This window comes from Streptomyces sp. NPDC088246, from assembly GCF_044741025.1.
Taxonomy (GTDB): domain Bacteria; phylum Actinomycetota; class Actinomycetes; order Streptomycetales; family Streptomycetaceae; genus Streptomyces.
The window spans coordinates 63509-84527 of the sequence record NZ_JBIURV010000013.1 but is presented as its reverse complement, the minus strand read 5'-3'; the positions used below and the strand labels follow the sequence as shown (position 1 = coordinate 84527).

Sequence of the window (21019 nt, the reverse complement as noted above, 5' to 3'; positions counted from 1 at the left end):
CTGCGCCAATTGCTCGTTGCCGCCTGCCGATACGCCAGCAAGAATTGGGCCGCTCCCCGCACGGCCCTTTCGCGGCCCGGAAGGGCCGTGCCGCGGTGCGCCCTCACCCGACCCTGTCCGCACCGTGGGTGCGTATGCGAAGGGAGGATCATGACCTTCGGATTCGCTCCGTCCGCCGCTTCGATGTCGGCGTCCTCGGCATCTGCCGATTCCGCCAACCGCCTTGCCAGGATGCTCGAACCGGCCGAGTGGGCCGAAGCGGGCATACCGTTGCTGCGCAGCCCCCGCGAGGTTGTCAGCGGCCTGCACGCCCGGCACCGGCCGACCCCGGCGACGGCTGTCGTCGCCGTACTCGACCATGAGGAACGCCTCACGGCCAGCGCCTCGTTCGCCAGCCGCTCCATAGCCGCAGACGGCTGGGAGTTCCGCAACGCGCTGCTGGCGCATCTGCGGCAGGTCATCCCGCACGACCTGCGCCGCCGCACACCTGCCCGTACCGCAGTACTGCTCTACTGCCGTGAGGGGGACGAGCGTTGGACGGAGGAGGATGGAGCGTGGATGTGGGGCCTGCGCGACGCCTGCACATTGCACGGCCTTCGGTGCGGCGCGTACATCACACTGACCCGCGGCGGCTGGCAGGTGCTGGGCGAGGGCCGGGGCGGACGTCGGCCCAGCTCGACATCACAGCCGTTCGCTCTTGCCGACATATCGCTCGACCACGATCCGGTCCCGCTGCGCACCGGCGGCGGTGCGGCTCAGGCGCTGCGACGCACCGCGGCACGCTGACCCGTGGTTGCGGACCCGGCCGCCCTGTCGGGCAGCCGGGTCACCACGGCCCTGTGTCCCCAACGGATCAGACGCCGGCGCCGAGCACCGCGTTGATCCGCTGCGGGTCCCCGCACACGATCAGCAGGGCACCAGCGCGTTCCCGCGCACCGGACAGTGCGCCGTCAATGACGTCACCGCTGTCGCCGTTGACGGCGACGATCACCACGGGGCGGGGCTTCACCCGCTCCGTGGCTGCGGCACCGGCGAAGAAGACGTCGTCGCCGGCTTCGTGCTGCGCCCAGTAGGCGGCCTCACCGAAGGAGAGTTCGTGCACTGCCCACGGGTGCTGCTCACCGGTGGTGAGCACCAGGATGTCGCCTGGTGCGCGTCCGGAGTCGAGCAGCAGATCCACCGCTTCGTCGGCAGCGTCGAGTGCGCCGGCAGCCGAGGCGGGGATCAGCTGGATCTGCGTTGCGGAACGATTCTCCGGCCGGGCCGCCTGCGGCTGGCCGGAGGTGGAGTGCGGACGCTGCGCCGGGGGCGCGGGCCGCGCGGGGCCGGGTCCCGGGCGACCGGGGCGCGGCATGGCCGCTGAACGCGGACCGGGTACAGGACGGGGGGTCGACGCGGTGCGGCCTGCGGCCGGAGAGACGCGGGGACCCTGGACGCTCTCGTGAATCTGAGGCTCCTCGGGGATGAGAGGCATGGGTGGTTGTCTATCAAACGCCGACACGCAAGGCATCAGCGGGTGGGTACATGTGCGCGATCAGAAGTCGAAGCCGAGTTGGCCCCCGCTTTCCAGTGCAGCCGCCTCGGCGGAGAAGCGGACCTTCTTGAGGTGCTGCCACCTGGGCAGCGCGTCGAGGTAGGACCACGAGAGGCGGTGGTGGGGTGTGGGTCCCCACTCCTCCAGCGCGGCCCTGTGCACGGGCGACGGGTAACCGGCGTTGGCACCGAAGGCGAAGTCGGCGTACTCGCCGGAATCCGCGCCCAGTTCGGCCATCTTCGTGTCCCGTCGGACCTTCGCAATCACCGAAGCAGCAGCGACCGCGATACAGGACTGGTCGCCCTTGATCACTGTGCGGACCTGCCACGGCCGTCCCAGGTAGTCGTGTTTGCCATCGAGTATCACCGCGTCGGGCCTCACCGGCAGGGCTTCGAGAGCGCGCACAGCGGCGAGGCGCAGTGCAGCCGTCATCCCCAGGTCGTCGATCTCCTGCGGAGAGGCATCACCCAGACCGAACGCGGTGACCCAGCGCTCCAGCAACGGGGCCAGCTCCGCGCGGCGCTTGGGACTGATCAGCTTGGAGTCGGTGAGTCCGGCGGGAGGTCTGCGAAGGCCGGTGACGGCCGCACACACAGTGACCGGACCCGCCCACGCTCCGCGTCCGACCTCGTCGACACCGGCGACGGTCTTGGCACCAGTGGTAGCGCGCAAGGAGCGCTCGACGGTGTGCGTGGGTGGTTCGTACGGCATGGCGCCTGTCAGCGTACGCCGATGGGGACGCCGACAACACCCCGGGGCGCCCGACGGCCGCCCCGGCCGCACACCGAGCCACAGAGCGGACTGTGGCACGGTCATGGGACCCAGCGTTCAGTTTGCTGCGGTACATGCGTCCGAAGGAGCTGTGCGTACGAAGCCGGTGCTCACGAAGGGTTGTGCCGACGCCAGGAAAACGCGACTGAGGATCACCAGCTGAGGGGCTCAGCAGCGACTGCATCGCATTCGTGAAGCACGGAACGCAGCGCCGAGCCGAGGCGGCGGACCTTCTTCCTCTCGCTCAGAGCATTGGCCGCGCCGCCGCGGCCCCCCACACACACAGCAGGTGCAGGCCGCACCGCGGTCGCTCGGCCTGCACCTGTGCGGCTCAGTCCACGTCAGTACGGATCGTCTTCGTCACCACCGCGATCGCTGCCTCCGCTGCTCGTACGCGAAGCGTTGCATGCCTGCGCCAGATCGCTCGAACTCCGCTTTCTCAGAATGTCCTGGGCCCGCGCCTCGCCCCAGCTGGTGGCGTACCAGGGATCGTCGGAGTCTCGCAGCGACCGTTCAATATCCATGAGGGCACAGGAGCGGAGCGGCTCTGGCAGTGTGTCCAGGGCGGGTACGGCGTCGGCCGACAGGCCCCGGAGGTAGTCGATGTCGATCGAGTGGTCGTTGCGGTACCGCTGAACGTTCTGCTCCGCGACCAGCCCGTCGGGCGAGATCAGTCCGAACGCGAGCACGGCGAAGGCTGCGCTCGCAGCCACGGCTCGCGGCAGCAGGCGGGCGCCGAAGGCTCCGGCTGCCATGATCAGGACGAGCACCACGCCCAGCCAGAGTTCCACCGCAGCCACGGATATTCGCAGCCGCGTCAGACCGTACGCATCGACGTACAGGTCCATGCGCCTCAGCGCGGACGCCACGACGATGAGGGTCAGCAGGCAGAGCACGCCGAGCACGCTCCGGACGAGAGTGCGGTCGCTCCCCCGTCCGCGAGGGGCCCAGCGCAGGGCGAGTGCGATCACCAGCAGCGTGAGGAGTGTGGCCCAGAGAAGCTGCCAGAAACCCTGCCGGGCGTACTGGGAGTAGTAGCTGAGATCCGTCTCTCCCATCACCTTGTCGTATCCGCCGAGCAGCACAGTGAGCTGGATGGCGATGAAGACGGCGAACAGCAGATTCAGCACAATGAGCGGCAGGGCCCATTCCAGCCGCCCGCGTGCCTTCCCCGGACGAACGGCGATGCCGTCCCAGCGCACCGGGGCGGCTGCGGTGTACGCGGCGGCGAGCGCACCGATCAGGCCGACGGCGAAGAGAAACAACCGCCACGGGCTGCCACCGACCGACACATCGGGGATCAGGTTGCCGAGCACATCGGCGAAGGCGGCATCGGCGCTTGCGAACAGTGCCCCGAACACGATGAGCAGGACGACCGCCACCGCGGTGGTGCGAAATACCACGCCCAACCGGCCTCGGGAGCCCGCCATCCGCTCGCGCACGCCTCGCCCGCCCCAGGCCAGACCGTCGGCGATGGAGCTGAACAGGCCCAGCGAGCCGAGAAACACCCCGAGCCAGCTGCGGCTGCCGTGCAGGGCGAGTGAGCCCAGTGCGACGGCCGACACAACGGCGAGGAAGGTGGGCCACCCGGCGTCCCGGAGGGCCGGGATGGCAAGGAGCGCCAGGCCTCCGACCGCCCAGACAGTTGTCCATGGGCGGAGGCGGCGACCGGCCGCCTGTGCGGCGAAGAAGGCCGCGAGCGCTGCGGGGACCGCGACGATCAGCAGATTCAGGCCGAGGCCGTCCCCCAGCAGCAGGGCGCTCAGCATCGCGGTGGCGAGGACCGAGTAGAGCGTCGCGCTCCGGATGATGGCGGGCCTGGCCGGGCGCAGTCGCAAGAGCGCCGACGCCTGGGGTTTGCTGCCTGGCTGCCAGAGGTTGGGCAGATGCTGTTGCCTGCCCTGTTGCGCGTACGCCGGCACTTTCGGCGGCTCGGCAGCGTTTCCGCGATGTTCCGGCAGCGGAGCCTTCGACAATGCGGTCGGATCGGACGTCCCGGCCTGACCCGACGGTTCGGACCGCTCGGGGACATCTTCCGGCCGGGGCGTTTCTGACGTGTGATCGGACATGGGCCCCCTCCCCACCGGGGTCTGCATGCACGGCCGCTGGGCAGCGCGGAGGCACTCCGGCGTCTCATTTCGGTGCACACCCGTCAGGATGATCACCGAGGGCGGCGTGGCCGAAAGAGTAGCTTCCCCTTACTGTCTGCGACCGCGTGAGGAAGGGCTGTGGCAGTACCGTGACAGTGGGGTGGCCCAACTGACGCGGCGGCATCGTGGGCGGCGCCGTCGTCGCCTTCGGACTATCGCGGGAGCCAGTCCGGCAGCTCTTCCGTCTGTGCCGACCAGTCGGCAGGCGGTGCGCCCGTCTTGCCCGCTGCGACGATCCCTCCGACGATCGCACAGGTCGTGTCGACGTCGCCGCCCGCTTGGGCCGTCAGCCAGAAAGCCTGCTCGAAATCGCCAAGGCTCCGTGCCGCCGACCAGAGGGCGAACGGAACGGTGTCATGCGCACTGGTACGTCGGCCGTTGCCGAGGACCGCGGCGACCGTCCCGGCATCGCCGTAGTCGAGCATGTCGCGTGCCCGGCGCAGTCCGGCACCGACCGCGCTGCGCGGTACGAGCGCGATCACGCCGTCGAGGAGCTCTGTCGGAGTGGGTGGTCCCGCGGTCGCCGCCGCCAGAGAGGCTGCGGCCGCAACCGCCATCGCGCCCACGACCGCCTCGCGATGCTGGTGCGTGGGGTACGAGGAGATCTCGGCCTGGTGTGTGGCCTGCTCCGGATCGTCCGCGTACCAGGCGCCGAGCGGCGCAATGCGCATCGCCGAGCCGTTGCCCCAGGAGCCCTGGCCCTTGAACAGTGCCGACGCCAGCTCCCGCCAGTCGCCGCCTTCCCGTACCAGCCTGAGCAGCCGGTTCACGGCCGGGCCGTATCCTCGGTCGAAGTCATGATGCTCGGCGAAGGAACGAGCGAGCGCGTCCTGATCGATTCGCTCGTGACCCACCAGCACGGCCAGCACCGACGAGGCCATCTCGGTGTCGTCCGTCCACTGCCAGGGGCCGGGTGGGAGTTCGCGCTGCTTCAGCAGTGGATAGTTGGCGGGCACAAAGAACTGGGAACCCAGTGCGTCCCCCACGGACAGCCCTCGCAGGCTGGCGAGGGCGCGTTCGAAACGTTGGTCGGAAGCAGAGTCAGCGGTTGTCATCGCCCCTCCACTCTATCCGGTGATGCCGTACGGCTCAGGGGTACGCCACCGCTCGAACGGCCGGTCAAGGGTGTAGCGCCCGTCCCCTCCGAGTATGAGCGTCCGGGTCTCCCCATTGCCCGGATTGGACAGTGACTCGAACTCTGCCACCGACCAGTGGAACCAGCGCATGCAGAACAAACGCATGGTCAGTCCGTGCGTGACCAGCAGAACATTCGGCGGGTGGTCGGGGGCTTCGAAGCTGCGGTGCAGACTCTCCAGAAAGGCCCCGACCCTGTCGTACACATCGGCCCCGGACTCTCCCTGCGCGAAGCGGTAGAAGAAGTGACCGTACGCATCCCGGTATGCCTTCTGCAGCCTCACGTCGTCCCGGTCCTGCCAGTTCCCCCAGTCCTGCTCCCGCAGCCGCGGCTCCTCCCTCACACGCACCCGCTCAAGGTCCAGCCCGAAGGACCTGAACGTCTCGTGCGTGCGGCGATAGGGCGAGACGTACACGCTGACCCGCTCGCCGTCGAACAGCTCGCGCAGCCGCACGCCCGTCTCCCTGGCCTGCCGCAGCCCTGTGGCGGTGAGCCTCAGCGCATGGTCCGGCTCACGCTCGTACACCGTGTCATCGGCGTTGCCCTCGGACTCCCCGTGCCGGACGAGGACAATGCGTTGCGGTCGTGCCATGTAGTGACCCTAGATCGGCTGCGGCTCATTCGAGCAGTTGTCCGGACTCCATCCGACGGATGTCGCCGGTGAAGCGGCGACGCAGCAGCCGGTCGTGGGAGACCACCACCAGCGCGCCCTGCCAGAGGGTCAGAGCTTCTTCCAGCTCCTGCACGAGTCCGAGTGCCAGATGATTCGCGGGCTCGTCGAGCAGCAGCAGGTCCGCGGGCCGGGCCAGCAGACGGGCGAGGGCAAGCCGTCTGCGCTGCCCCGCGGAAAGCGATCCAACCGGCACCTGGAGATCCCGGGACCGGAACAGTCCGTACGAGAGCAGCAGTTCCGCCTGCTCTTCCTCGGTGAGCGCCAGTCCTCGGCCGAATGCCGCAAGCACATGCTCCACTGGGCGGTGCATGGGTATTTCCTGCGCGAGATAGCCGATTCCACCCCGCCGGACCACTCGGCCCGCGTCCGGTTCGAGTACGCCCGCCATGACGCGGAGCAGAGTGGATTTCCCTGCTCCGTTGCCGCCGTGAATCAGCAGTCTGTCGCCTCCCGCCACGCAGAGCCGGTCAACTGCGAGCCGATCACCGACCCGTATGTCCGTCAGGGACACCAGTTCCCCTTCGGTCGCGCCGGCCGTGGGCCGAGCGGTGAAGCGCAACGGGTCCGGCGGCCTGGGGACAGGCTCCTCCTTCAGACGCTCCAGACGCTTGCGAGCATTGCGGATCCGCCCGGACACCGAGGCCTGGACCCGGCCCGCAGCCCGGTCGTACGCCATCTTGTTGTTGTCCTTGATGGTGCGGCCGGCCGCGACACTGTGAGCCGTGGTCGCCGTGTACTCCTCCAGTTGTGCCGTCTCTTCGCACCACTGCGCATAGGACTGCTCCCAGCGCCGCCGCGCTGCGTTCTGCTCCGTCCGGAATCCCGCATATCCACCGCCGTAGCGCACAACCGTCCGGCGGTCGGAGTCGACCTCCAGGACTGCTGTGGCCACGCGTTCCAAGAAGATCCGGTCGTGGGACACGGCGATCACCGTGCCGGAATGGGACAGCAGGGCACTTTCCAGCCATTCGAGAGCGGCTCCGTCCAAGTGATTGGTGGGTTCGTCGAGCAGCACCACCTCGGGGGACGCCGCTATCAGGCAGGCGATGCCGAGCCGCGCCTGCTCACCACCGGAGAGACTGCCGAGCCTCCTGACCGGCTGTACGTGCGCCAGGCCGAGGCCATGCATCGCCTTCTCGACGCGCGCGTCCGCTTCATATCCCCCGCGCAGCTCGAACGCCGTGAGCAAGTCTCCGTAGGCAGCCAGCCCGGCGCTGTCGGCCGTGCCGAGCTCCGCCTCGGCTTCCCGCAACTTCTGTTCCGTGGCGCGCAGTTCCGCGAGGGCGTCGTCGATCGTGTCCTGGACCGTACTGTCGGGCGGCAGCCGTGGAGTCTGGGCCAGCAGACCCGTGCCGCGGCCGCCAGCTGTGAACGCACGACCGGAAGTGGGCGATTCGAGGCCTGCGAGCAGGCGAAGCAGCGTCGTCTTCCCCGCGCCGTTCTCCCCTACGATGCCGATCCGCTCACCTGGGCGCACGGCCAGCGAGACATCGTCGAGCAACAGCCTTTCACCGCGGGACACGGTCACGGCGTGCAGAGAGATCTGTGTGGGCAAGGGTGCCTCCGGACGCGGACAACCAACAGACAACGGAAACAGCGGCGACCGGCAGGGAACGACGGGGAAGAGCTCCGCTCCGCCTCACGACCGCGAATAAACGCAATCTATGTCGCATTAAGCCGAGTGTGGCAGACTGGACCGCACTAACGCAACAGGAGTAGCCATTGACTGGACAAGGAGCCGTCGGGGAGGCCGGGCAGGAAGCCACCCCGGAGACCGACGTTCCGGCAGCCCCGCCCGCCCCCGGCACCCGCCGCCCGGGCGGTCGCACCGCTCGCACCCGCGCGGCGGTTCGGGATGCCGTCCTCACCGGCCTGGTCGAGCACGGCTACCCAGGCCTCACCGTCGAGTACGTCGCGGAGCATTCCGGCGTCCACAAGACCACCCTCTACCGCCGCTGGGGAAACCTCGAAGGGCTCGTCGTGGACGCCCTGGACCTGGCTGGAGAGGACAGCTGGACACCGCCCGACACCGGAAGCCTGGAGGGAGATCTGCGCGCCCTTGCGCACACGACAGCCGACGCCTTCACGGACCCTGCCGCAGCGGCCGCACCGACCGCGTTCATCGCCGCGGCCTTCCAGTCCCAGCGCGCCGCCGAAGCACTGAGCGCCTTCTACTCGGAGCGGTTCGCCCGCTGCGAGGTGATCGTCGCGCGCGCCGTCGCTCGCAACGAACTGGACCGGCACACGGACGCGGGAACGCTGGTCAGAGCCGTAGCCTCGCCCTTGTTCTTCAGGCTGTTCATCACCCGCGAGCCCGTCGACGAGACGCTGGCCGACCGGGCTGCCGACGCAGCCCTGGCAGCTGCCCGAGCGGGCGTCTTCAGCACTCCGTCCATCTCGGCCGAACCTGCATGATCAGCAGCCGAATCGCCCCCGGCGCACCGTCCCCGCCACACCGATCCGTGTCGGCCGATCACACCGTCCAGGACGGCTCAAGCTGCACGACGTCTCCCGCCACCGCCGCCACATCGTCCTCGGTCCGCGCCCGTTGAGTCAGCCGCTCGATGCTCCCCGCCCGATACTTGCCACGCTCGGCACTCGACTGCCACATGGACAACACGAGGAACTCGTGCCCCGGCGCCTCCCCGAACACCCCTCGCAGCATGCCCGGTGATCCGGCCATTGCCGGATTCCACACCCGCTCCTGCATCAATGCGAAATGCTCGACCCGGTCCTCGTGCACCTTGCTGTGTGCCACCCTGACAACATCCGCATCGGTGAAGCGGGGCTCAAAGCCGGTCTTCACATCGAAGCGGTACTCGAACAGCTTGACCTGGATGCTGCTGTACGTGCCGGACTGCTCGGCAGCCAGTCGGTCGTGCGCCCGCGCCATGAACGAGTCGTAGAAGACGCGGTTCTCCCAGAAAGCAAAGACGTGGGCCACTTCCGGACGCCCTCGACTCCACCCGCCGCCCTGTCCCCTGAACCCCGGCTCACCCAGCAGCCCCGCCCACTTTCGCTGTCCCCGCTCAAAACCTCGACGATCCACCACGGTGCAACGAATCCACTTGACCAGCACTGCGCCATCGTACGGTGCCGAACGTGGCACGGGTCACGCTCTGCTGGGGTACGCCCGAATCAACGGCCGTGAATCGCTGAATGATCTCCATGGCCTCATTGCACACCAACTCCCTGTTCTCCCGACTCGAATCCGCAGAACGCATCCTCGTCGCAGGGGCCGGCGGCGGCTTCGACATCTATGCGGGGCTCCCCATCGCGCTCTCCCTGCTCCACCAGGGCAAGCACGTCCAGCTCGCCAATCTGTCGTTCAGTGCTCTCGAAGGGCTGCCCGTCGACGCCTGGCTCGCGCCGGACGTCGCCGTCGTCACCCCCGAAACGGCCCTCCACCAGGCCTACTTCCCAGAACGCACCCTCGCGCAGTGGCTCGCCCTGCACGGCTACCCGAGCAATGTGCACGCCTTCTCCCGAGTGGGCGTGCAACCGCTGCGCGCCGCATACCGGGCGTTGATCCAGACATACGACATCGATGCGGTCGTCCTGGTCGACGGCGGTACGGACATCCTGATGCGCGGCGACGAATCCGGCCTCGGCACACCGGAGGAGGACCTGACCAGCGTCGCGGCACTCGCCGCAATCGACGTACCGGAACGCCTGGTTGTGTCCATCGGCTTCGGTATCGACGCCTATCACGGGGTGAGCCACGGCCTCGTACTGGAGAACATCGCCACCCTCGAACGCGACGGTTCCTTCCTCGGCGCATTCTCCATATCCCGTACGACACGCGAAGGCGCCCTCTTCGTCGATGCGGTGGCGCACGCTCAGCACCACACTCCTGACCACCCCAGCATCGTCAACGGGTCGATTGCCGCAGCAGTCCAGGGAGCCTTCGGAGACGCCCAGTTCACCTTGCGCACCCGGGGGAGCGAACTCTTCATCAACCCTCTGATGACGCTCTGTTTCGCCTTCGAGCTGGACGGAGTGGCCCGCAACTGCCTCTATCTCGACCGCATCGAGCACACCCACCTCATCCGACAGGTCAGCAGCGCCATCGAGATCTTCCGGGAAGAGGTCCGCCAGAGACCACCGCGCCGGATTCCGCACTGAACCGCCCAACCGGTAATGGCCCGATTCCGTCGCCGACGGCCAAGCCGGTTGGATCCACGGCCGGTTACGGACATGATCGGGTGGTGTGAACAGCCCGACGACGGCCCAGCGGCAAGCCAGGGAGGCAAGTCCGATGAGCACGCCCAACAAGGACATAGAGAAGGCCGAAGTCAGGCTCAAATGGGATCCCAGCCCTCCGGGTGCCCCGGCCCATGACCTCGACATCATCGCGGCGACCTACCTCGCCGAGGCGCCGTACGGCAGCCCTGCATATCTCGTGCACTTCGACAGCCGGTCCCCGGACGGCACCATCACCCTCAACCGCGACAGCAGGACCGGCCAGGGCCTCGGTTTCGACGAGGTCATGACTCTGGAACTGAACCGGTTGTCGACCACGTACACCCGGGTCGTCGTCGGAGTCGCCATTCAGCAGCGCGACGGCCGCAGGACATTCGCCGAAATAGCGAACACCGGCGTTCAGATTCGGGAGGGCTACACGAATCTCGCGGAGGACGACTTCTCCGCGGTCGGCACCGCCACCGCGGCAACCGTAGCCGAGTTCATCCGCGGCACCGCCGGCGGCTGGGAGTTCCACGGATCGGTCCGGGGCTTCGACGGGGACCCCGATTCGTTCGCCGGAATGATGGGAAACCGTACGCCCGGAACGTGACACGTCACAGGGCGCGGTCCACGCAGCACACGTCCCGTCCCTGCCCAGGAGCTGCGGCACGACGAAGGGGACCGACCATCGGTCGGTCCCCTTCGTGCGAGCTGCTGATCAGCTGGGCGCGCAGGCTACGTCGGACGTTGTGTCCCACGCGCTGGCGCCCGGCGTCAGCTACAACCGCTGGTCGAGCCGCAGCCCTCGCAGATGTAGCAGGATCCGGCGCGCTGCATCTTCGTACCGCAGGAGAAACAGAGCGGCGCGTCCGCGCTGATGCCCAGCTGCATCTCGACGAGCTCCGCCGAGGTGTGCGCCGTCTTCGGGGCCGGCTTCTCGGCCTCCTGCACGGCGGCCACCGCCTTCAGGGGCTCCGTCCGCACCGGGGCGGACTGGGCCAGGCCTTCGACGTCCAGCTCGTCGTCCTCCAGGGAGGGCTCGTACGAACCGGTGTCGAGGTGCCGCTGACGCTCCTCCGCCGAGTGGATGCCGAGTGCCGAGCGGGTCTCGAAGGGCAGGAAGTCCAGCGCGAGGCGGCGGAAGATGTAGTCGACGATCGACTGCGCCATCCGCACATCCGGGTCGTCCGTCATACCGGCCGGTTCGAAGCGCATGTTGGTGAACTTCGAGACGTACGTCTCCAGCGGGACGCCGTACTGCAGACCGACCGAGACTGCGATGGAGAAGGCGTCCATCATGCCCGCGAGGGTGGAGCCCTGCTTGGACATCTTCAGGAAGACCTCGCCGAGACCGTCGTCCGGGTAGGAATTGGCGGTCATGTAGCCCTCGGCACCGCCCACCGTGAAGGAGGTGGTGATGCCGGGACGGCCCTTGGGGAGGCGCTTACGGACCGGGCGGTACTCGACGACCTTCTCGACCGCGGTACGGATGGTCCCCTCGGCCTTGGCCGTGACTGCATCCGCTGCGGACTTTCCCTTCTCCTTGGTCTTCGCGGAGAGGGGCTGGCCGACCTTGCAGTTGTCGCGGTAGATCGCGAGCGCCTTGACGCCCATCTTCCACGCCTCGAAGTAGACCTCTTCGACGTCCTCGACGGTGGCCGTCTCCGGCAGGTTCACCGTCTTGGAGAGTGCACCGGAGATCCACGGCTGGATCGCGGCCATCATGCGCACGTGACCCATCGCGGAGATGGAACGCTCGCCCATCGCGCAGTCGAAGACCTCGTAGTGCTCGGTCTTCAGACCGGGGGCGTCGATCACATTGCCGTGCTCGGCGATGTGGGCGACGATCGCCTCGATCTGCTCCTCCTGGTAGCCCAGGCGGCGCAGGGCCTGCGGGACGGTGCCGTTGACAATCTGCATCGAGCCGCCGCCGACCAGCTTCTTGAACTTGACCAGGGCGAGGTCGGGCTCGAGGCCGGTGGTGTCGCAGGACATCGCGAGACCGATGGTGCCGGTCGGGGCGATGACCGAGGCCTGCGCGTTGCGGAAACCGTTCTTCGCGCCGAGGCGGATCACGTCCTGCCAGGCCTCCGTCGCGGCGGCCCAGATCGGGTTGTCCAGGTCGTCCATGTGGACGGCCGCGGCGTTGGCGTCGGCGTGCTGCTTCATGACGCGCTGGTGCGGCTCGGCGTTGCGGGCGTAGCCGTCGTACGGACCGACGACCGCGGCGAGCTCGGCGGAGCGCTTGTACGAGGTGCCGGTCATCAGCGAGGTGATGGCACCGGCGAGGGCGCGGCCGCCGTCGCTGTCGTACGCGTGGCCGGTCGCCATCAGCAGGGCGCCCAGGTTGGCGTAACCGATACCGAGCTGACGGAAGGCGCGGGTGTTCTCGCCGATCTTCTGGGTCGGGAAGTCGGCGAAGCAGATGGAGATGTCCATCGCGGTGATGACCAGCTCGACGACCTTGGCGAAGCGCTCGGACTCGAAGGACTGGTTGCCCTTGCCGTCGTCCTTGAGGAACTTCATCAGGTTCAGCGAGGCCAGGTTGCACGAGGTGTTGTCCAGGTGCATGTACTCGCTGCAGGGGTTCGAGCCGTTGATCCGGCCGGACTCCGGGCAGGTGTGCCACTGGTTGATCGTGTCGTCGTACTGGATGCCCGGGTCGGCACAGGCCCAGGCCGCCTCGGCCATCTTTCGGAAGAGGGACTTGGCCTCGACCTCTTCGATGACGTCACCGGTCATCCGGGCGCGCAGCCCGAACTTGCCGCCGGACTCGACGGCCTTCATGAACTCGTCGTTCACACGGACCGAGTTGTTGGCGTTCTGGTACTGGACGGACGTGATGTCGTCGCCGCCCAGGTCCATGTCGAAGCCCGCGTCGCGCAGGGCGCGGATCTTCTCCTCTTCCTTCACCTTGGTCTCGATGAAGTTCTCGATGTCGGGGTGGTCGACGTCGAGAATGACCATCTTGGCCGCGCGTCGGGTGGCGCCACCGGACTTGATCGTTCCGGCGGAGGCGTCGGCACCGCGCATGAAGGAGACCGGGCCGGAGGCGTTGCCCCCGGAGGACAGCAGTTCCTTGGAGGAGCGGATACGGGAGAGGTTCAGGCCGGCGCCGGAACCGCCCTTGAAGATCATGCCCTCTTCCTTGTACCAGTCGAGGATCGACTCCATGGAGTCGTCGACGGCCAGGATGAAGCAGGCGGAGACCTGCTGCGGCTGGGGCGTTCCGACGTTGAACCAGACCGGCGAGTTGAAGCTGAAGATCTGGTGCAGGAGGGCGTATGCCAGCTCGTGCTCGAAGATCTCGGCGTCCGCGGGAGAGGCGAAGTAGCCGTGGTCCTCGCCGGCCTTGCGGTACGTCTTCACGATCCGGTCGATGAGCTGTCGCAGACCGGTCTCGCGCTGCGGGGTGCCGACGGCCCCGCGGAAGTACTTGCTGGTGACGATGTTGACCGCGTTCACCGACCAGAAGTCGGGGAACTCGACGCCACGCTGCTCGAAGTTGATCGAGCCGTCGCGCCAGTTGGTCATGACGACGTCACGGCGCTCCCACGCCACCTCGTCGTACGGGTGTACGCCGGGGGTGGTGTGGATGCGCTCGATACGCAGACCCTTGCTCGACTTGGATCCCTTGGCTCGGGAACCTCGTGCCGGGCCGCTCGCCGTCTCTGTCATGCCGCCTCCCATATGTGGGCAAAAACGCCCTGAAGTGCCCAGAACTTCCCAGGGCACAGTCTGTCTCTGATACTTCGGGTGCCACGCACAGCACCCGGAGCGGGTCTATATACAGCCGCCCTGTCGCCGATCCACGGACCCGTGCCGACCGGCCGGTGTCGCTCAGTCGGCGGCGACGGCGGGAACGGGGACCTCAAGGGTCTCGCCCCTCCCGCGCTCCTCCACGGGAGGTCGCCGTTCGCGGAGTTCCGCGATGGCGGCCTCGAAGTCCTCAAGTGTGTCGAACGCCCGGTAGACGGACGCGAAACGCAGGTACGCGACGAGGTCGAGTTCCTGCAGGGGGCCGAGGATCGCCAGACCCACGTCATGGGTGGTCAGCTCGGCACTGCCGGTGGCACGCACCGCCTCCTCGACCCGCTGGCCGAGCTTGGCGAGGGCGTCCTCGGTGACCGGCCGCCCCTGGCATGCCTTGCGCACGCCGGAGATGACCTTGGTACGGCTGAAGGGTTCGGTCACACCGCTGCGCTTCACCACCATCAGCGAGCAGGTCTCCACCGTCGTGAAACGGCGGGAGCAGTCGGGGCACTGACGGCGACGGCGGATCGACGTGCCGTCATCGGTGGTGCGACTGTCGACGACGCGGCTGTCGGGGTGCCTGCAGAAGGGGCAGTGCATGGCTCTCAACCCTCCTTCACAGCACGACTGAATAGCCTCTTCAGGGCCCGCCAGGGCCCCTCGAAGCAGTCACAAGCATAGGCGATGGCCGCACCCCCGGCGGACGGGGGACCACAACTTCTGGGCGGCCGGAACAATCCAACCACTAGATCTTGGGTTTGGCCGCTCATTCAGCCCTAGCGCGTGTCGCGCATCACGGGCGGACCGCAGGCAGCGTACGGCCGAGCACGAGGTTACGGGAACCGCGCGGCTGCCAGGATTGCGGGGCTCCTGCTGTCAGACTCGGACAACGACGCAGAGGCCGCCCCGCATGGCGACGCCACGCCGGCGAACGCTACCGTAATAGTCCGAATTGCCGGTCGGTCCACGAGGTGGACTCAAGCAGGGCCCCGGTCGCTCCAGCCATTGCGCATACACCCAGCAGTGAACACATGACAGACTTTTATTTGTTTTTCACTCGAACGTGTGTTTGGCGCAACCTTTCGAAAGCTACTACCGTTGTCCAGCTAGGGAGACCATTCGAGAGGGGCCGACGTGACCACCACCGCAGACAGTGCCACCATCACTGCCCAGGACCGCTCCCAGAGCCGACTCGAGCCGGTGCATGCCATGAATGACTCAGTCACGAACACGGAGGGGCCGGAGCCCGTGCGCCCGACGCGCTCGTTGCCCGGCCGACCTCCAGGTATCCGGGCGGACAGCTCGGGGCTCACGGACCGGCAGCGGCGAGTGATCGAGGTGATCCGGGACTCGGTGCAGCGGCGTGGCTACCCGCCCTCGATGCGGGAGATCGGTCAGGCGGTGGGCCTGTCCAGCACGTCCTCCGTCGCCCATCAGCTGATGGCCCTGGAGCGCAAGGGTTTCCTGCGTCGCGACCCACATCGCCCGCGGGCGTACGAGGTCCGCGGTTCGGACCAGCCCAGCTCGCAGCCCACCGATACAACGGGAAAGCCCGCGGCGTCATATGTGCCGCTGGTCGGCCGGATCGCAGCCGGTGGCCCGATCCTCGCCGAGGAATCGGTCGAGGACGTCTTCCCGCTCCCCCGCCAGCTGGTCGGTGACGGAGAGCTGTTCGTCCTCAAGGTCGTCGGTGACTCGATGATCGAGGCGGCGATCTGTGACGGCGACTGGGTCACCGTGCGCCGCCAGCCGGTCGCGGAGAACGGCGACATCGTGGCAGCCATGCTGGACGGCGAGGCCACGGTCAAGCGCTTCAAGCGGGAGGACGGCCATGTGTGGCTGCTCCCGCACAACTCCGCGTACCAGCCGATCCCGGGCGACGAGGCGACAATTCTCGGCAAGGTGGTGGCAGTGCTGCGGCGAGTGTGAAGACTCGCCGGTTCCGACCGGGCCCCGGGATCCACTGCGCCGATCCCGGGGCCCTGCGTGTGCCGCCGGGCACCCGGGGCGGGCTACTGTTCGTTGGCCTTGGCCGCCGCGTCGATAGCCGCGAGTGAGCGGCGCGCCTGGTTGCGGTCGGTGGTGTACCAGAAATCGGGCAGCGAGGCTCGCAGATAACTGCCGTACCGGGCGTTGGCCAGCCGCGGATCGAGCACCGCGACCACTCCCTTGTCGCCCGTGGCCCGTACGAGCCGGCCGGCGCCCTGAGCCATCAGCAGCGCCGCATGCGTCGCCGCGACGGCCATGAATCCATTGCCTCCAGCCTCCTCAACCGCCTTCTGGCGTGCGCTCATCAGCGGGTCGTCGGGACGTGGGAACGGAATCCTGTCCATGACCACCAGCTGGCAGCTGGCCCCGGGCACATCCACGCCCTGCCAGAGCGACAGCGTGCCGAAGAGGCAGGTCTCGGGATCGGCTGCGAAGTTCTTGATCAGCTCTCCGAGGGTCTCCTCGCCCTGCAGCAGGATCGGCTTGTCGAGTCGGCCGCGCAGTTCCTCGGCGGCGGCCTGGGCCGCCCGCATGGACGAGAACAGCCCGAGGGTGCGCCCGCCCGCCGCCTCCACCAGTTCGGCGAGTTCATCCAGCATGTCGGTGCGAGAACCCTCCCGACCGGGCGTGGCCAGATGCCTGGCGACGTACAGGATTCCCTGCTTCGGGTAGTCGAACGGCGACCCGACGTCGAGTCCCTTCCACTGCGGAATGTCGTCGCCCGCAGTGCCTTCGGGAGCGAGGCCGAGCGACGCCCCCACCCCGTTGAAATCCCCACCGAGCTTGAGCGTGGCCGAGGTGAGGACGACGGACCGCTCGGCGAAGAGCTTCTCGCGCAGAAGTCCGGATACGGAGAGCGGGGCGACCCGCACAGAGGCGCCGAAACGGTCATGACGCTCGTACCAGACGACGTCGTACTCCGAGCCCTGGGTGATGCGCTCGGCGACGCCGTGAATCGTCTCCACCGATGCGAGTGCCTGCTTACGGACGGCGTCCTCGTCCTGGACGGACTTGTCCCGGGTGGCACCCAGGGCCGAGATTACCGTACGCGCCGCGTCACGAAGCGCCAGCAGCGCGTATCCGAGGTCCTCGGGAACCTCTTCCAGGCGACCGGGGAGCGCCAGCTCCATCACTCGCTCGAAGCCCTCCGATGCGGTCTGCAGGGCGTCAGCGGCCTTCTCGTTGACCAGCTTCGCCGCTCGGCGCACCGCGCGGTTGACCTGGCCGGGGGTGAGCTCGCCGGTAGCCACTCCGGTGACCCTGGAGACCAGCTCATGGGCCTCGTCGACGATCAGTACCTCATGCTGCGGAAGCACGGGAGCGCCCTCGATGGCATCGATGGCGAGGAGGGCGTGATTGGTGACGACGACATCGGCGAGCTTGGCACGCTCACGGGCCTGCTCCGCGAAACACTCCGCGCCGTACGCACACTTGCTGGCGCCCAGGCATTCGCGGGAGGAGACGGAGATCTGCGCCCAGGCACGGTCGGATACGCCCGGGGTGAGGTCGTCGCGGTCGCCGGTCTCGGTCTCGTCCGACCAGTCCCGCAGCCGAAGCAGATCCTGACCGAGCTTGCTCGACGGGGCCGCTGCCTCGAACTGATCGAAGAGCCCCTCCTCCTCGTCCTGGGGCACGCCTTCATGGAGCCGGTGCAGGCAGAGATAGTTCGAGCGGCCCTTCAGCATGGCGAACTGGGGACGGCGGCGCAGCAACGGATGCAGGGCGTCGACCGTGCGCGGGAGGTCGCGCTCCACGAGCTGACGCTGCAGTGCCAGGGTCGCCGTCGCCACCACGACGCGCTCCCCGTGCGCCAGTGCGGGCACCAGGTAGCCGAGGGATTTGCCCGTGCCGGTGCCGGCCTGGACGAGCAGATGGGCATTGTCGTCGACAGCCTGGGCAACGGCCTCGGCCATGGCGGCCTGGCCGGGCCGTTCCGTACCGCCGACGGCGGTCACTGCGGCGTGGAGGAGCTCGGGGAGGGATGGCTTTGTCATAGCCCGACCAGCCTACGGGGCACCACTGACAACGGCGATCACTCCCGGCCTCAGACGGAGGGGTGGAGCGGGTTGGGCACGGTCCCGTGAATGGCGGCGTGCGGACGCCGGGGGCGGTCCCGGTAACCGTCCACGTGCAGGCGGTTGCGGTTCAGACAGAGACGTTCGATGCGGGGCGTCAGCATGTCGAACATCTCAAATCGCTCTTTGAGCTCGGGGAAGCGGGCGTGGTACCGCAGAATCTCGGCCCGCACGAGTGACCAGAAATCGGCCTCCGCAACTTCCAGCTGTTCCTCGCACAGTGGGGACAGGAAGCGAAAGACACCGATGAACAGTCCGGAGTGGATGAACTGGGTGAGGAAGGAGGGCTCCTCGGTGAGCAGGATGCGGCGTACGTCCTGTGGCATCGACTCATGCTCCGGCAGCGGCTGGGCGCTGATGTTCACATCGTCCACGAAGTCCTTGATCGCCAGGCGCACCGGTACGTCCTGGTTGTCGAAGACGACGATGGCGTTCTCGCCGTGCGGGGAGAACACGGTGCCGTAGCGGTAGAGGAAGTGCAGCAGCGGCGGGAGCAGCGCGGAGAAGAGCCGGGTCAGCCAGGTGATGGGCGTGAGCCCCGAGCGGGCGACGAGCTCGGCCGTGAAGGCGCGGCCCCGTGGATCGGTGTGGAGCAGCGAGGCGAGGGTCCGGGCCCGTTCGCCCGGCGCGAGCCGGGGCTGGAGGGGTTCTCGCCAGATCGCGCCGAGGATTTCCTTGAACTGGTATGGGGTTTCCGGGAGGTGGTCGTAGAGCGGATGCTCGACGGTCACGGAGGCCACCTCGCCGAGCAGGATGACCTGGCAGGTGTCGCGCAGAAAGGCGTCCCGGTCGCGCAGGCCCTGGACCCAGGTGGTGACGGCGGGGGCCGCGAGGGTGCGTTCGGTCGGCAGTCCTCGCCAGACCAGCGTGTTGAGGATCGACAGGGGAAGTTTGACGGTGTGCCGGTCGGGGCGGGCCACGTTGGTGAACGTGCGGATGGACTGCTGAGGCAGCCGGAGATCGGCGTCGGAGTGGAGCGGAACGATATCGCCTGCGGCAATGGCCGGGGCGAAGACCGGAACGATCCATTCGTCCCACTGCCAGGGGTGCACGGGAAGACACAGATAGCTGCCGGGATCGAGGCCGCGGGCGCGGAGCACGGCGGCGAAGGAGTCACGGACCGACGGGTCGAGTTCCTGCACGTACAGCTGCTCGGGTGTGGCCAGGCCGGTCACTCCGCGGTAGGCGGCGATCCGGGTGGAGACAGCGATCCACGGCAGCCTGACCGGCGTGCGGGCCTCCGGTGTGTAGCGGGAGGCGTCGGTGGCGCAGAAGCCGAGGCGTCCCTTGTTGGCGACGAGCCAGGGATGTCCTGTCTGGTGACCTTCCAGCTCGGCGTAGTCGAGATCGGCCAGCCGGTCGGCGGAGAGCGCGGTGTGGTCGAGCCGGGCGTCGGCGGCGAGGGTGGTGGTGATCTCGCGGATGAGGTGGCCGAGGGTGGCGCCGTCGATTCCGAGGATGTGGCGGGCGCGGGCGAGGAACTGCAGCGGGTCGCGGAAGGGGACGGTGTCGTTGTTCTGGTCCCGCAGTGGCTCGGCAGGCGCGCCCCGGCCGCTGTCCCGCATCGAGTCCGCCGGCGACTCCCGGGCGCTCCCGCGCGTCTCCAGAACCGAATCGGGGGCGACGCGCCAACTGCCGTACACGCCCCGCCGGGCGCTGAAGCTCAGGGTTCCACCGTCATCGAGCCCGAGGGTGTACGTATCGCCCCCGTCGTCCTGCCGGACCGGCGCGATGACTTCCTCGTAGGCGAATTGCCCGAGCATCTTCGCGAGCAGTCGGGCAGCGGCTCCGTCCCAGACCGTCCGGTTCAGTTCTGGCGGGCTGAGCAGGTCGGCAGACTCCGCTGAATCATGGCTCGCAGGATATTTCGGCACGGGGACTCCTCGGGATGAAACCGATGGGGTTCGAGCGGTGTATGCAAAGCAGCAGACCGTTCACAGCAGGGCACGGTGGGTTCGGTCGCGGACCATCAGGGCGGCTCGTTTGTCGGGGAGTTCGACTTCTGCGGAGAAGCGGAAGCCTGCGCTGAGGAAAGCGGAAACGGAAGGGGTGTTACGCAGGTCGGGCTCTGCCACAACACGTGCGCACAGGGGACGGTTGTCGAGTACGAGGTCGGAGACGGCCCGGAGCAGGGCGGTACCGACCCCGCGTCCACGGTTGTTCACACCGCCGATGAGGAGGTGGATTCCGGTGTCGTGCGGCCGAGCGGGGTAGTGGCGCGCCAGCGGATCGAGATCCGCGCGGTAGATCTCCCAGTAGCTCATGGGAACGCCTGCCAGCACGCCGAGGCACGGGACACTGCGTCCGTCACCATCGAGTTGAGGACGCAGATGGTCGGCTGTGACGGATTCGGATCCGGCGAGTTCCCAGAATGCGGCGACTGCGGGGTCGTTCATCCAGCGGCTGATCACGGCGAGATCGCGTCCCACTCGCACGGGGACGAGCTGGAACACTCCGGCCGGGGTGGTGACCGGCCCCCAGTCGGCAGGGTGGTCGAGCAGATCCGAGGCGGCCGGCCTGCTCATGGTTGCCTGCGTGCCTGTGGCCGGGCCCGCGTCGTCCGGTTCGGATGACGCGGACGCGTTCGGCGGCTGGGGGCATGTCGCGGTGGCGGGTGGGTCCTCGCCGAACAGGGCAAGGAGTTCTTCGGGGAGCGGCAGGTCCAGGGTGTCCTCGGCACCTGTGTCGGCCTGTGGGGCAGGGCCGGTACCGGCGTCGGTGTGCGCATCGGCGGGAGCCACGGTGTCGCTCTCC

17 protein-coding genes are annotated in these 21019 nt (G+C 68.1%); 5 read left to right on the top strand and 12 right to left on the bottom strand.

Annotated elements, in window-relative coordinates:
* Positions 1-150: 150 nt before the first annotated feature.
* Positions 151-786 (top strand): hypothetical protein, encoded by a 636-nt coding sequence (locus ACIPEK_RS19575; RefSeq protein ID WP_401997510.1) that lies wholly within the window; start codon positions 151-153, stop codon positions 784-786.
* A 67-nt stretch (positions 787-853) separates the two neighbouring features.
* Here ACIPEK_RS19575 and ACIPEK_RS19570 read toward each other — a convergent pair whose 3' ends face one another.
* The 6 genes from ACIPEK_RS19570 to ACIPEK_RS19545 form a co-directional block, all read right to left on the bottom strand.
* A complete protein-coding gene (locus ACIPEK_RS19570; protein WP_401997507.1) occupies positions 854-1474 on the bottom strand; it encodes a hypothetical protein in 621 nt (206 codons plus the stop codon).
* Positions 1475-1534: 60 nt separating this feature from the next.
* A complete protein-coding gene (locus tag ACIPEK_RS19565) occupies positions 1535-2245 on the bottom strand; it encodes a ribonuclease HII (RefSeq protein WP_401997504.1) in 711 nt (236 codons plus the stop codon).
* Positions 2246-2646: 401 nt separating this feature from the next.
* Complete coding sequence (locus tag ACIPEK_RS19560; RefSeq protein WP_401997501.1) at positions 2647-4374, bottom strand: DUF4153 domain-containing protein; 1728 nt, start codon at positions 4372-4374, stop codon at positions 2647-2649.
* 233 nt (positions 4375-4607) lie between these two features.
* Positions 4608-5510, bottom strand: a complete 903-nt coding sequence (locus ACIPEK_RS19555) for an ADP-ribosylglycohydrolase family protein (protein WP_401997498.1) — start codon at positions 5508-5510, stop codon at positions 4608-4610.
* 12 nt (positions 5511-5522) lie between these two features.
* The gene (locus tag ACIPEK_RS19550) at positions 5523-6182 is read right to left on the bottom strand and encodes a histidine phosphatase family protein (protein ID WP_401997495.1); all 660 of its coding nucleotides are present in this window, start codon (positions 6180-6182) and stop codon (positions 5523-5525) included.
* Positions 6183-6207: 25 nt separating this feature from the next.
* Entirely contained in the window at positions 6208-7818 is a 1611-nt protein-coding gene (locus tag ACIPEK_RS19545) for an ABC-F family ATP-binding cassette domain-containing protein (protein WP_401997492.1), read from the bottom strand.
* Between the two features lie 167 nt (positions 7819-7985).
* Here ACIPEK_RS19545 and ACIPEK_RS19540 point away from each other — a divergent pair, with 167 nt between their 5' ends.
* Positions 7986-8678 (top strand): TetR/AcrR family transcriptional regulator, encoded by a 693-nt coding sequence (locus ACIPEK_RS19540; RefSeq protein WP_401997488.1) that lies wholly within the window; start codon positions 7986-7988, stop codon positions 8676-8678.
* Between the two features lie 58 nt (positions 8679-8736).
* On the opposite strand, the gene ACIPEK_RS19535 is transcribed toward ACIPEK_RS19540, so the two are convergent.
* Positions 8737-9342, bottom strand: a complete 606-nt coding sequence (locus ACIPEK_RS19535) for a YdbC family protein (RefSeq protein ID WP_266357288.1) — start codon at positions 9340-9342, stop codon at positions 8737-8739.
* An 89-nt stretch (positions 9343-9431) separates the two neighbouring features.
* Between ACIPEK_RS19535 and ACIPEK_RS19530 the strand changes: the two genes are divergently transcribed.
* Together ACIPEK_RS19530 and ACIPEK_RS19525 are read left to right on the top strand one after the other, a co-directional pair.
* Positions 9432-10388, top strand: a complete 957-nt coding sequence (locus ACIPEK_RS19530; protein WP_401997484.1) for a DUF1152 domain-containing protein — start codon at positions 9432-9434, stop codon at positions 10386-10388.
* Positions 10389-10521: 133 nt separating this feature from the next.
* Positions 10522-11058, top strand: a complete 537-nt coding sequence (locus ACIPEK_RS19525; protein WP_401997481.1) for a TerD family protein — start codon at positions 10522-10524, stop codon at positions 11056-11058.
* A 164-nt stretch (positions 11059-11222) separates the two neighbouring features.
* On the opposite strand, the gene ACIPEK_RS19520 is transcribed toward ACIPEK_RS19525, so the two are convergent.
* On the bottom strand, positions 11223-14126 hold the full coding sequence (locus tag ACIPEK_RS19520) for a vitamin B12-dependent ribonucleotide reductase (protein ID WP_401997478.1): 2904 nt from the start codon (positions 14124-14126) through the stop codon (positions 11223-11225).
* A gap of 162 nt (positions 14127-14288) precedes the next feature.
* A complete protein-coding gene (nrdR, locus tag ACIPEK_RS19515; RefSeq protein ID WP_093898913.1) occupies positions 14289-14801 on the bottom strand; it encodes a transcriptional regulator NrdR in 513 nt (170 codons plus the stop codon).
* 534 nt (positions 14802-15335) lie between these two features.
* On the opposite strand from nrdR, the gene lexA reads away from it, so the two are divergent.
* On the top strand, positions 15336-16130 hold the full coding sequence (gene lexA / locus ACIPEK_RS19510; RefSeq protein WP_383073634.1) for a transcriptional repressor LexA: 795 nt from the start codon (positions 15336-15338) through the stop codon (positions 16128-16130).
* Positions 16131-16213: 83 nt separating this feature from the next.
* Here lexA and ACIPEK_RS19505 read toward each other — a convergent pair whose 3' ends face one another.
* The 3 genes from ACIPEK_RS19505 to ACIPEK_RS19495 are packed head-to-tail and all read right to left on the bottom strand — an operon-like array spanning position 16214 to position 21006.
* Positions 16214-18184 (bottom strand): ATP-dependent DNA helicase, encoded by a 1971-nt coding sequence (locus ACIPEK_RS19505; protein ID WP_401997473.1) that lies wholly within the window; start codon positions 18182-18184, stop codon positions 16214-16216.
* A 50-nt stretch (positions 18185-18234) separates the two neighbouring features.
* Positions 18235-20139, bottom strand: coding sequence for an IucA/IucC family protein (locus ACIPEK_RS19500; RefSeq protein ID WP_401997470.1), 1905 nt, complete (start codon positions 20137-20139; stop codon positions 18235-18237).
* A 60-nt stretch (positions 20140-20199) separates the two neighbouring features.
* Entirely contained in the window at positions 20200-21006 is an 807-nt protein-coding gene (locus ACIPEK_RS19495) for a GNAT family N-acetyltransferase (RefSeq protein ID WP_401997467.1), read from the bottom strand.
* Positions 21007-21019: the final 13 nt, after the last annotated feature.

Coding starts and splice junctions, on each gene's coding strand:
- ACIPEK_RS19575 (WP_401997510.1), top strand. CDS start 151: ATGACCTTCGGATTCGCTCCGTCCGCCGCTTCGATGTCGGCGTCCTCG.
- ACIPEK_RS19570 (WP_401997507.1), bottom strand. CDS start 1,474: ATGCCTCTCATCCCCGAGGAGCCTCAGATTCACGAGAGCGTCCAGGGT.
- ACIPEK_RS19565 (WP_401997504.1), bottom strand. CDS start 2,245: ATGCCGTACGAACCACCCACGCACACCGTCGAGCGCTCCTTGCGCGCT.
- ACIPEK_RS19560 (WP_401997501.1), bottom strand. CDS start 4,374: ATGTCCGATCACACGTCAGAAACGCCCCGGCCGGAAGATGTCCCCGAG.
- ACIPEK_RS19555 (WP_401997498.1), bottom strand. CDS start 5,510: ATGACAACCGCTGACTCTGCTTCCGACCAACGTTTCGAACGCGCCCTC.
- ACIPEK_RS19550 (WP_401997495.1), bottom strand. CDS start 6,182: ATGGCACGACCGCAACGCATTGTCCTCGTCCGGCACGGGGAGTCCGAG.
- ACIPEK_RS19530 (WP_401997484.1), top strand. CDS start 9,432: ATGGCCTCATTGCACACCAACTCCCTGTTCTCCCGACTCGAATCCGCA.
- ACIPEK_RS19525 (WP_401997481.1), top strand. CDS start 10,522: ATGAGCACGCCCAACAAGGACATAGAGAAGGCCGAAGTCAGGCTCAAA.
- ACIPEK_RS19520 (WP_401997478.1), bottom strand. CDS start 14,126: ATGACAGAGACGGCGAGCGGCCCGGCACGAGGTTCCCGAGCCAAGGGA.
- nrdR (WP_093898913.1), bottom strand. CDS start 14,801: ATGCACTGCCCCTTCTGCAGGCACCCCGACAGCCGCGTCGTCGACAGT.
- ACIPEK_RS19505 (WP_401997473.1), bottom strand. CDS start 18,184: ATGACAAAGCCATCCCTCCCCGAGCTCCTCCACGCCGCAGTGACCGCC.